The sequence below is a fragment of the Streptomyces sp. NPDC015532 genome, assembly GCF_043078065.1.
Taxonomy (GTDB): domain Bacteria; phylum Actinomycetota; class Actinomycetes; order Streptomycetales; family Streptomycetaceae; genus Streptomyces.
The window spans coordinates 579,647-590,138 of the sequence record NZ_JBIBSY010000002.1 but is presented as its reverse complement, the minus strand read 5'-3'; the positions used below and the strand labels follow the sequence as shown (position 1 = coordinate 590,138).

Here is a 10,492-nt window from a genome sequence, read left to right as displayed (position 1 = left end):
GCGGCCGCCCCCCCCCCCCCCCCGACCCCCCGCCCCCCCCCCCCCCCCCCCCCCCCCCGCGCGGGGGCCCCCCCCCCCCCGGGGGCCCCCCCCCCGTGCGCTCGGCACCCTGGATCCAACCGGTCGTCGTCACCGACACCGTGCACTGCCCTACGGGAAACCCTCGTCGGTGACATTGACAGGGATGCGTCAAGCCGGTTCACTGCGAAACAAGGTACGGACCAGGCTCGACCGCCGCCCGCTCGGCTCGCCACAGGGCCGTCGGCCCCGGCCACGCCCGCCGCCCGGCATCCCCCATCGTGGAATCGAGGCGAGTCCCGGTGTCCTCACGCAGCGCCGACATCGTTGTCGGACCACGGTTCCTGCGATTCCTGTCGGCGGCCGTTCTCGCGTGCGCGGCCGTCCTCCCGGCCGCGACGCCCGCGGCCGCCGCCACCCAGGTGTGCGTGCTGGCCTGCGACACGCTGGACCCCTCGCTGGCGCGGCAGGAGAGCTTTCCGGTGCCGGCCAAGGCACTCAACGGCCGTCGCCTCGAACTGCACGTCTCCGACGCGGACGACATGGCGTGGGCCAGCATCGACGGCGGGGTGACGGGCGACTCGGTGTGGCTCGACCGATCCTGGGACGGCGGTGCCACCTGGGACGGGCTGCTCGGCAAGGCCGCCGTCCCGGGCACCTGGACCGGCACCAGGACGCTGATGTACAACATCACCGATCCCCGCAACCACCGACGCGGGCTGGTCCGGGCCTGCGGCGACGCCGCCGCCGTCGGGTGCACGGACTGGGTCTACCCCACCGTCTGCGACACATTCTGCGACCGCACCGACGCCGGCCAGGCGTCCGGCGACGACCAGCCGGTGCCGTCCACCACGCTCTACGGCCGTACGATCCGGCTGCACGTCGACCAGAAGAACTCCATGGCCTGGGCCAGCGTCGACTCCGGTGCCGGCGGTGACGAAATCTGGCTGGACCGTTCCTGGGACGGCGGCTCGACCTGGCCGGACGGCTCCTCCCTCGGCCGCACCGCCGTCCCGCAGGGAGCCACCGGCACCCGTACGACGATGTACGCGACCCGCGATCCGCGCGGACTCCTCTACGGTGGTGCGGTCCGCGCGTGCGGCCGCGAGGCCGGCCACCAGCAGGGCGGCTGCACCGTGTGGGCCAGGCCCGTGCCGACCCGGACACGCGCCGCGGCGGACGCGCTCATGTCGTCGTACGACCCCTACAACGGCTGGTGGCCGAGCAGTTGGTGGAACTCCGCCGCCACACTCACCTCGCTCGTCGACTTCGCCAGGACCACCGGCACGCACGACTACGACTGGGCCGTCGCGCGCACCTACGACCGGAACAAGGGTGCCTTCGCCGCCGGCGTGCGCGGTTCGGACGCGATCGAGGGCCACTTCATCAGCCGCTCCGTCGACGACTCGGCCTGGTGGGCCATCGCCTGGATCGACGCGTACGACTACACCGGCGACTCCCGCTATCTCGACGAGGCCGTCACCATCTCCGGCTACGTCCAGCAGTACTGGGACCCCGGCACCTGCGGAGGCGGCGTGTGGTGGGACCGGGAACGCACCTACAAGAACGCCGTCACGAACGGTCAGTACCTCTGGCTGACCACCGCGCTGCACCAGCGCATCCCGGGTGACACGGTGTGGCTCCAGCGAGCCAGAACCGCCGCCGCCTGGTACAGGACGAGCGGGATGATCAACTCCTCCGGGCTGGTGAACGACGGGCTGACCTCCGCCTGCGCCAACAACGGCGGCACCGTGTGGAGTTACAACCAGGGGCTGGCCATCGGCGCTTTCACCGAACTGTGGAAGTCGACCGGGGACGCCGCACTGCTCGCCACCGCGCGGACCCTGGCCGACGCCGCCGTCGGCAGTCCGGCGCTGACCCGCGACGGAGTGCTCACCGAGTCCTGCGACGTCGGCCCGGCGTCGTGCGACGACAACCAGAAACAGTTCAAGGGCATCTTCGTCCGCAACCTCGCCGACCTCGCGAAGGCGACGAGGTCCAGCCCCTACCAGAGCTATCTCCAGAAGCAGGCGGACACGTTGTGGGCCCGGGACCGCAGCTCCCTCAACGCCCTCGGCGAACGCTGGGCCGGCACCCTCCCCAACCAGACCGACTGGCGCACTCAGGCCGGCGCTCTCGGAGCGCTCACGGCCTGCGCAGGACCGCAGGGGGACAGCAACGGCGCGCCGAGGCAGACAAGTTGAGGGCCGCGCGATGTCCGGCGGCCCGGCGGCGCGGCGGTTCCCTCTTGGGCCGGAGCCCAAGACCGCGTGGTTCCGTACGGGGCTCATCTGCCGCCCGACGTGATCCACCGCCACGTGACCGAGCCAGGGGAGTGATGGTCAGGACCGGTGGACGGGAGCCGCGGCGATCCAGCGGTGATAGGCGTCCACGTCGACGTTGCTGCCGCACACGATGGTGACCACGTGCCGGCCCGCGAACCGGTCGCGGTCTTCGAGGACCGCCGCGACACCGAGCGCGGCCGACGGTTCGACGACGAGGCCCGCGTGGTCGAGGAGCATCCGCATACCGGCGATGATCGACGCCTCCTGGACCAGAACGGCGTCGTCGGCGACCAGGAGGAGGTCGTCCAGGACGGCCGGGATGGGATACCGGCCGGCTACGCCGTCGGCGATCGTGCTGGTCGAGTCAGTCGTGACGACCCGCCGCTCGCGCCACGAGCGTGTCATCGCCGGGGCGCCCAGCGGCTGGACGCAGATCACCTCGACCTCGGGCGCCATGGCCTTCAGCACATGACCCACGCCGGTGGCCAGCGCCCCGCCACCCAGAGCGATCAGGACGGTGTCGAACGACGGTGTGGCGTCCACCAGTTCCAGGCCGATGGTCGCCGCGCCCTCGCAGGTCTCGATGTCCAGGCTGTCCTCGACCAGCCGGATGCCCTCCCGGCGCGCGATGGCCGCAGCCCGCTCGCGAGCCGCCTCGTGATCGCCGTCCACCAGCTCCAGCCGGGCGTCCAGCGCGCGGATGCGGTCGAGCTTGGCCACCGTCGCGGAGCGTGACGCCACGACCGTCACCGCGAGTCCCCGGCCGCGACCGGACCAGGCGAGGGCCTGGCCGAGATTCCCCGCACTGGCGCACACCACGTCGCGCGAGCCGTCCTCGGCGAGCTGACTCGCGACCACCTCGGTGCCGCGGGCCTTGAAGCTGCGTACCGGGTTCGCCGTTTCGAGCTTGATGCTCACGGCGCATCCGAGGCCGGGTTCCAGCGCCTCGCAGCGGTACAGAGGAGTGTCGAGGAAAACCGGGTCGATCATCCGGCGGGCCGCCCGGATCCGAGCGAGGTCGAGGCGTGTCGTCTCCACGACGCGGAAGCGTAGCGCGACCGACCTTCCTGTCCCGCGGATCAACAGGGCAGTTCAGGCCTCCTCAGCCACCAGGCGCCCGAGGGCGCCGGGCGGTCAGAGCGCGATCGGTCGGGTGATGTCGGCAACCACCGGTCGGGCCGGCCTGGCCGCTTCCCGCCCGAACTCCTCCAGTCTCCGGCTTCCGCGGATCCTTCGACGCGTATCGTCCGGGCATGGACACCCCTGTTTCCCCTCGCGTCCTCGTCATCGGGCTGGATCCGTACCGGGTTCCCGGGCCGTGGGATCCCGAGCCGGTGGCCAAAGCGATCGAGGCGGGCATGGCCAAGTTCGCCGAACACGGTGTGGGCGTGGAGACCTGTCTCATCGGCCTCGACGGACGCGACGACGTGGACACCGTCGTCACGGCGGCGCTGCGAGCGCATCCATGGGAGTGCGTCACCGTCGGTGGTGGCCTGCGGCACTCGGACGATCAGGTCGAACTCCTTGAGCGAGTGGTCAACCTGGTGCGGCGGCACGCGCCCGATGCGGCCATCGCTTTCAACAGCGGCCCAGCCACCACTTACGAGGCCGCGGCGCGGTGGATCGAATGACGCCGGAACGTTCGCGGCCGGCTGTGGGTCGGACGTCCGGCCTCGGCGGACCCCTGGGCCCCTTTGGTCCTACGGCCGGCGGCCAGGAGCCGTCCGCGTCCGCGTGGTCCGCGGCCCGGTCCGCGGACTCGACTTTCGCCTGATTTCCCGACCTCCACCGCGCGATCCCGGAACAGAGACGCTGTGACGCCGGTGAACCAATATCTATGGCGGCCAGGTGAGAAATCGACTCCACACGCGATGAGGATTTCTTGATCGGCAGGCGGAGTGAAATAGCTGACAGGGCACAATCGGCCGCGCCGTGCTACTGTCGAGATCAGTTGCAGTTGTGGTTCCCAAAAACTTGTGAGCATCCACCCTGTTCTTGCAGGGTGGTGTTCTTCTGTGTATCCGGTCATTTCCGGCGGGGCAATCATCACGGCGACGCGGAATCCGCACAATGCGGATCCCGAGCACCGTCCCAAAGGAGAATTGACATGGCTACTGGCACCGTGAAGTGGTTCAACGCGGAAAAGGGCTTCGGCTTCATCGAGCAGGACGGCGGCGGCGCCGACGTCTTCGCCCACTACTCGAACATCGCCAGCTCCGGCTTCCGTGAGCTCCAGGAAGGCCAGAAGGTCTCCTTCGACATCGCGCAGGGCCAGAAGGGCCCGACGGCGGAGAACATCGTTTCCGTCTGACACACGCATGCACGGCGCAGCTGGGGCCCGCACCTTGGGGTGCGGGCCCCAGCTCGCCGCGTTTCCGGTGCACGGTCAAGGGCGTCCCGGCAGTCTGCGGTGAGTTTTGCCCCGCCGCCGCGCCCGTGAGGTTCCAGGGTCCACTCGGGCCCCGGTCGACCTCCCGCCCGCCGTACCGATCCCGGTTCCGCGTCCCACGCGCTTCCGGTCAGCGCCCGGCCCGTTCCCGCTCCAAGCCCACCTCGGGCTTACCGACCTCATTCCAGGTCCGCGTACGAACGGCATTTCGTATCACTCCGCATTTCCCCTGTCTTTCGGGATGGCTGCCGCTCCGGCAGGACATCCCATGAGAATTCTGCATCGGTCCTACGATTCGGTGCCGAATTTCGTTCGGCTCGTTCTCGCGATTCTCTGCGCTGCTCATCGGCTGCGGGAATTCCTTGATACGCGCCAGGTCAAGGAAGGTTCCGCATGAACCGCACACGTTCGAACGATCGTTTCTCCCGTACGCGCACCGAGGGCGGCGGCCCCAGAAGGGGCGGCAGCCGCTTCGGGGCCGCTCCCACCGGCGGCCGTTCCGGCTCTTCCGGTAGGCCGAAGAGCTACGGACGTCAATCGGCCGCGCCCCAGGGCGAGTTCGCCCTGCCGGAGACGATCACCCCCGCCCTGCCGGCCGTGGAGGACTTCGCCGATCTCGCCCTGCCGGCGCCGCTGCTCGCGGCGCTCGGCCACGAAGGCGTGTCCGTCCCCTTCCCGATCCAGGGGGCGACCCTGCCGAACTCCCTCGCGGGCCGTGACGTACTCGGTCGGGGCCGCACCGGTTCCGGAAAGACCCTCGCCTTCGGTCTCGCGCTGCTGGCCCGTACCGCCGGGCAGCGCGCCGAGCCCCGCCAGCCCCTGGCCCTGGTCCTCGTACCCACCCGGGAACTGGCCCAGCAGGTCACCGACGCGCTCACCCCGTACGCCCGCTCCGTGCGGCTGCGGATGGCCACCGTGGTCGGCGGGATGTCGATCGGACGGCAGGCCGGTGCCCTGCGCGGCGGGGCGGAAGTCGTCGTCGCGACTCCCGGCAGGCTAAAGGACCTCATCGAACGCGGCGACTGCCGGCTGAACCAGGTCGCCATCACCGTCCTCGACGAGGCCGACCAGATGGCAGACATGGGCTTCATGCCGCAGGTCACCGCACTGCTCGACCAGGTGCGTCCGGAGGGGCAGCGGATGCTCTTCTCCGCCACCCTGGACCGCAACGTCGATCTCCTGGTCCGCCGCTACCTGACCGACCCGGTCGTCCACTCGGTCGACCCGTCCGCGGGCGCGGTCACGACGATGGAGCACCACGTCCTCCACGTGCACGCGGCGGACAAGAGCCGCACGACCACCGAGATCGCCGCACGCGACGGCCGGGTGATCATGTTCCTGGACACCAAGCACGCGGTGGACCGGCTGACCGAGCACCTGCTGAACAGCGGCGTCCGTGCCGCTTCCCTGCACGGCGGCAAGTCCCAGCCGCAGCGCACCCGGACCCTGGCCCAGTTCAAGACCGGGCACGTGACGGTTCTGGTGGCGACCAACGTCGCGGCGCGCGGCATCCACGTCGACCAACTGGACCTCGTGGTCAACGTCGACCCGCCGACCGACCCCAAGGACTACCTTCACCGCGGCGGCCGTACGGCCCGTGCCGGTGAGTCCGGAAGCGTCGTGACCCTGGTGATGCCGAACCAGCGCCGCGAGATGACTCGGCTGATGGCCGCCGCGGGCATCACCCCGCAGACCAGTCAGGTGCGTTCAGGCGAAGCGGAGCTGAGCCGCATCACCGGCGCCCAGGCGCCCTCGGGCGTGCCCGTCGTCATCCGCGCGCCGGTCACGGAGCGTCCGCGCCGTGCCGCTTCCGCCTCCTCCCGGGGCCGGCGTGGCCGCTCCGGCCAGGGCCGGTCCACCGGTACCGCCGCGCACCGCACCACCACCCAGCACTAGCGCGGAGGCCGCGGCGCCCGGACCACCGTCCGAGCGCCGCGCCGACCTCGGCACACCGGTTCCCGGCCGCCCTTCGTGGGCGACCGGGAACCGACGAACAAAGCCCTGTTCCGATGCATGACGCCGGCGGCCCGTTTCCGAGAAACGCTGCCGTCGGCCGGTCGCCGCAGGTCCCGCCGCACTCACCCAGCAGGAGCCACCTTTGCCGCTCGTTCGGATGCAGCCGTGTTCCGAGGGAACCGTCCCCACCGTCGTCGTTCCCACCGTCGTCGCGGAACACGCGGACGCCTCCGGGCCGCGGGTACGGGCTGACATGACCGTCGAGGTGGCCCTGTCGGTCATGGCGGGCGCCCGTGTCGGGTTCCTCCTCGTCATCGACGCGGACGACCAGTGCACGGACTCGGTCACCGAGGCCCAGCTCACCGCAGTCCGCGACGGGTCGTCGTACACGGACCGGCTCCGCGTACGCGATGTCATCCGTCTCCGTCGCGACCCGGACGCGCTGGTCTGACCCTCGACCCGGCTCCTCGAACGTTCCGCCCGTTCCCGGCGCCTCATCACCTCCCCCCAACCGGCCCGTTCCCCCGCTACCTGTGAGGCACCATGCGCTGCGTCATCGCCCGCTTCCCGTTCGACCTCTCCAAGAGTGGAGTGCTGGCCTCGATGAAGGGGATCAAGCCCGAGCCGATCACGGGCGAGTCCGTGATCATCGGTCGCTGCCACTATCCCGTGAAGCAGGTCGGCGAGGTCATCACCCGTCAGGACCGCCGCGATTTCACGAGCGGGGAAGTGACCCGGGCCATGGCCCGCCTCGGCTTCACCTGCCGCACTCCGCAGCCGGTCACGCCTCCGGCGGCTCTCAGCCCGCTCCAGGCCGCCTCCGAACTGCTCGGCGGCGACCACCTCCCCGCTCACAACTGAGAGACCGTCACGAACCCGGCCCGGGCAAGACCCGGCTAACCGGGCGGCTGTAGGCGGGCGTTACCTCGTGTTCGGAGCGGACCGGCTCCGGTCCCCCGATCGCGAGAACGAGACCGGGAGCAGGCAGGACCTCGGTCCCCTGGCCCAAGTGGCTCTGCCCTTCGCCGACTTGGTCATGTGCCGTGCCGCAAGCGGCGATGTCACCTCGTCGCACGCCGGCTACGGGTGTTCCTCCCTTCGGGCTCTTCGGCCACCTGTTAGCGTGCGCGGATGGAAGATCTCGGATCCGTGGCGTGGCCGCCCGAGCCGATCAGGACCGAGCGGCTCGTGCTGCGCGAGCCCACGCTCCGGGACCGTGCGGCGTTCGTCGAGCTGCTCGCCTCGCCGCAGGTGCACACCTACCTCGGCGGCCCCCGGCCGCGCGACGAGCTCGAACGCGAGATGTCCGGGGTGCCCGAGCGGTGGCCCGGGAGCTTCGTCGTTGACCTCGACGGGGCGATGATCGGCCAGATCCTGCTCAGGAGAGCCGAGAAGGACCGTCGCCCGGCCGCCGCGGGGAAGGCCGACCTCGGCTACATGTTCCTGCCGCGGGCGTGGGGATCCGGGTACGCCGCCGAGGCGTGCGCGGCGGCGCTCGGCTGGCTCACCGACGCGCTTCCCGGCGAGCCGGTGGTGCTCACCACCCAGACCGCCAACGTCCGCTCGATGCGCCTCGCGGCGAAGCTGGGGTTCGTCGAGGTGGAGCGGTTCGAGGCCTGGGGCGCCGAGCAGTGGCTCGGCATGCGGTCCCCGGCCACACCGGCCGCTTGAGTGTGCGACACGACCGCCGGGGAGTACCCGCCGATCCATGCGTGAGCGGCCCGCAACCGTGACGTGCCCGCGCGCGTGCCGGGCGTCACCTCCCGCTTCGGGGCAACCGTCAAACCGGGTGCCCCGACCGGTGTTTCCGACCGGCCGGGGCACCCGGCGGGCTGAGCGCGCGGCGATGTGGCGGCAGAACCGTGGATCAGACGTGGATCAGCCCTGGATCAGCCGCGTGGCAGGACGAGTGACTGCACGTCCGGCAGGCCCCGCCAGTCGTTCGACGCGACCGTGGCATGCGCCTTGGCCAGCAGCGCGACGCGTGCCGACGCGTCGGACGCCGACGGGCTGACGTCGTCGAGAGCCGGTGACACGTTCTGCGAGTCCGTCATGAACAGCAGGTAGTGGTTGGTGTCGTACCAACTCGTGTCGATGCCGCTGCCGATGTAGGCGGCCGCGTCCCCGTCGAAGGCCACGAACCAGGGACGCAGCGACGTGTCGGAGTAGCGGCCGCGCGGGTCGCCCGACGCGGCGTTGTGCACCGACGGGAAGATGTTCGCCTGCGCGGTGGTGCCCGCGGTGTGCAGGTTGCGCAGGTAGGTCGCGTACTCCCGGTCCGTCCACAGGGTGTCGGTCGGGTTGTTCTCCTCGACCGTGCCGGGGATGATCTCCAGCAGCACCTTGCCCGCCAACTGCGCCCGGGTCGGCCAGTTGCCGGCCTTGGCCGCGTCGTCCAGGGTGGCGTACTGGCCACCGCCGGGCTTGTTCAGCAGGTCGTTCGGCTTGTAGACCAGGCCGCCCAGGTGTGCGGTGATCGACCGGTCCAGCTTGGCAGGGCTCATTCCGAGGTTGGCCTGGAAGCCGGCCTTCATCTCCAGCTTGATGATCAGCGGCCCATGGCCGGGGTGCGCGCCGAGCCATACCCGGACGTCGTCCAGGCAGCTCTCCAGGTTCTTGTTGGTGCCGCCGGTGTACAGGTCGGCGGCCGTGGATGCGTTGACGCAGTTGTTGCCATTGCTGGTCAGGCTGCTGTGGCTGACCTTCCACTCCTGGGTGAAGAAGTCGTCCCAGACGTCCAGTTCGATCATCGAGGTGCCGGTGTCGAGACCCTGCGCGAGGTAGGTGAACGAGCTGGGGTCGTAGGTGTTGTGGATTCCGGACGTGGTGGTGCCGGACAGCTGTAAGGAGTTCGTGTCCGCGGCGGAAGCGGTGGCGCCTCCGGCTCCGGCGGCGCCGAACGCCAGGAACAGACTCAGCATGCCCACCAGCGCTGTACGCGGCGCGGTGAGCGGGCGGAAGGAAGATCTACGGCGGTTCATCGAACCGTTCACGGCTCCTTCATCGTGGGGGTGACTCTCCGTCCGGACGGTGACGGCTCTGCATTGATCGACGGAGACATGACACGTAACGCGATGGGGATTCCTGCTGTCAGCTACGATTTCGGCCGATCTTTTCCAGACGCCGGATGCCGGTGCTCCTCGCGGGTGGGCGGGCGGTCCGCGACAGACCCGAAGCTCCCGAACCCAGCCGGGCGCTGACCGTGTGCGGGAGCACGGTCTCCTGGCGTTTTCCGCTTCCCGGCGAATGGCGGCCGTCGGCCTGGGCGGTGACACGGGAGGCGGCACTCTCCGGGCGGCCTGGGCACGGCCGTCGGGCCGCACGCCGGGTGGTGTCGCCGCGACCGGCCACCGACTCATGGTCACGTTCTTCGCCCTGGACTCGGTGGCGTTGGCCGACGGGCCGAACGGAGGGCGCCGTCACCGAGCATCTGTGCCTTCCGGGACGTACGGACAGGGGACAGGCTTGATGTATTCCGATATGGGAATATGATGGCTCTCATGGCACGAGCAGCGACGACGTCCGACGCGTTCAACGCGATCGCCGAGCCGCAGCGCCGGGACATCCTGGCGCTGCTGCGGGCGGGTGAGCGGCCGGTGACCGAGTTGGCCCAAGAGCTGGGGATGAGTCAGCCGGGAGCGTCCAAGCACCTGCGGGTGCTCCGGGAGGTGGGGCTGGTGCGGGTCCGCGGGGTCGGCAAGCAGCGCCTCTACGGCCTGGACGCCCGCGGGTTGCGGCCGGTCCACGAGTGGGTCGGCGGATTCGAGCGATTCTGGAACGAGAGTTTCGACCGGCTCGACACCTATGTGCAGGACCTCAAGCAGACACGGCAGGAGGACTGACC

The 10,492-nt window shown here is 70.3% G+C and carries 10 protein-coding genes; 8 read left to right on the top strand and 2 right to left on the bottom strand.

The features are described from left to right. Positions 1–560: 560 nt before the first annotated feature. Entirely contained in the window at positions 561–2,222 is a 1,662-nt protein-coding gene (locus ACF07B_RS09185) for a glycoside hydrolase family 76 protein (RefSeq protein ID WP_392178747.1), read from the top strand. Positions 2,223–2,360: 138 nt separating this feature from the next. Here ACF07B_RS09185 and ACF07B_RS09180 read toward each other — a convergent pair whose 3' ends face one another. Beyond that, a complete protein-coding gene (locus tag ACF07B_RS09180) occupies positions 2,361–3,341 on the bottom strand; it encodes a threonine/serine dehydratase (protein ID WP_392178383.1) in 981 nt (326 codons plus the stop codon). A 215-nt stretch (positions 3,342–3,556) separates the two neighbouring features. Here ACF07B_RS09180 and ACF07B_RS09175 point away from each other — a divergent pair, with 215 nt between their 5' ends. The 6 genes from ACF07B_RS09175 to ACF07B_RS09150 all read left to right on the top strand — a co-directional run bounded on the left by ACF07B_RS09175 (position 3,557) and on the right by ACF07B_RS09150 (position 8,319). After that, the gene (locus tag ACF07B_RS09175; RefSeq protein ID WP_392178382.1) at positions 3,557–3,934 is read left to right on the top strand and encodes a hypothetical protein; all 378 of its coding nucleotides are present in this window, start codon (positions 3,557–3,559) and stop codon (positions 3,932–3,934) included. 476 nt (positions 3,935–4,410) lie between these two features. Continuing rightward, entirely contained in the window at positions 4,411–4,614 is a 204-nt protein-coding gene (locus ACF07B_RS09170; RefSeq protein WP_362403354.1) for a cold-shock protein, read from the top strand. Between the two features lie 471 nt (positions 4,615–5,085). Further along, positions 5,086–6,588: a DEAD/DEAH box helicase gene (locus tag ACF07B_RS09165; protein ID WP_392178381.1), complete on the top strand. Its 1,503-nt coding sequence runs from the start codon at positions 5,086–5,088 to the stop codon at positions 6,586–6,588. Positions 6,589–6,790: 202 nt separating this feature from the next. Continuing rightward, on the top strand, positions 6,791–7,099 hold the full coding sequence (locus ACF07B_RS09160) for a CBS domain-containing protein (protein ID WP_392178380.1): 309 nt from the start codon (positions 6,791–6,793) through the stop codon (positions 7,097–7,099). Positions 7,100–7,191: 92 nt separating this feature from the next. Further along, positions 7,192–7,509, top strand: a complete 318-nt coding sequence (locus ACF07B_RS09155; protein ID WP_369481653.1) for an SCO5918 family protein — start codon at positions 7,192–7,194, stop codon at positions 7,507–7,509. 270 nt (positions 7,510–7,779) lie between these two features. After that, positions 7,780–8,319: a GNAT family N-acetyltransferase gene (locus ACF07B_RS09150; RefSeq protein WP_392178379.1), complete on the top strand. Its 540-nt coding sequence runs from the start codon at positions 7,780–7,782 to the stop codon at positions 8,317–8,319. Between the two features lie 218 nt (positions 8,320–8,537). Here the strand turns inward: ACF07B_RS09150 and ACF07B_RS09145 are convergent, their stop codons facing one another. After that, positions 8,538–9,641, bottom strand: a complete 1,104-nt coding sequence (locus ACF07B_RS09145) for a phosphatidylinositol-specific phospholipase C domain-containing protein (RefSeq protein ID WP_392178378.1) — start codon at positions 9,639–9,641, stop codon at positions 8,538–8,540. 507 nt (positions 9,642–10,148) lie between these two features. Here ACF07B_RS09145 and ACF07B_RS09140 point away from each other — a divergent pair. Then, on the top strand, positions 10,149–10,490 hold the full coding sequence (locus tag ACF07B_RS09140; RefSeq protein WP_326783178.1) for a metalloregulator ArsR/SmtB family transcription factor: 342 nt from the start codon (positions 10,149–10,151) through the stop codon (positions 10,488–10,490). Positions 10,491–10,492: the final 2 nt, after the last annotated feature.

Bases quoted from the DNA above. Each gene is read 5' to 3' on its own strand.
- ACF07B_RS09185 (WP_392178747.1), top strand. From the start codon at position 561: ATGGCGTGGGCCAGCATCGACGGCGGGGTGACGGGCGACTCGGTGTGG.
- ACF07B_RS09175 (WP_392178382.1), top strand. From the start codon at position 3,557: ATGGACACCCCTGTTTCCCCTCGCGTCCTCGTCATCGGGCTGGATCCG.
- ACF07B_RS09170 (WP_362403354.1), top strand. From the start codon at position 4,411: ATGGCTACTGGCACCGTGAAGTGGTTCAACGCGGAAAAGGGCTTCGGC.
- ACF07B_RS09165 (WP_392178381.1), top strand. From the start codon at position 5,086: ATGAACCGCACACGTTCGAACGATCGTTTCTCCCGTACGCGCACCGAG.
- ACF07B_RS09155 (WP_369481653.1), top strand. From the start codon at position 7,192: ATGCGCTGCGTCATCGCCCGCTTCCCGTTCGACCTCTCCAAGAGTGGA.
- ACF07B_RS09150 (WP_392178379.1), top strand. From the start codon at position 7,780: ATGGAAGATCTCGGATCCGTGGCGTGGCCGCCCGAGCCGATCAGGACC.
- ACF07B_RS09140 (WP_326783178.1), top strand. From the start codon at position 10,149: ATGGCACGAGCAGCGACGACGTCCGACGCGTTCAACGCGATCGCCGAG.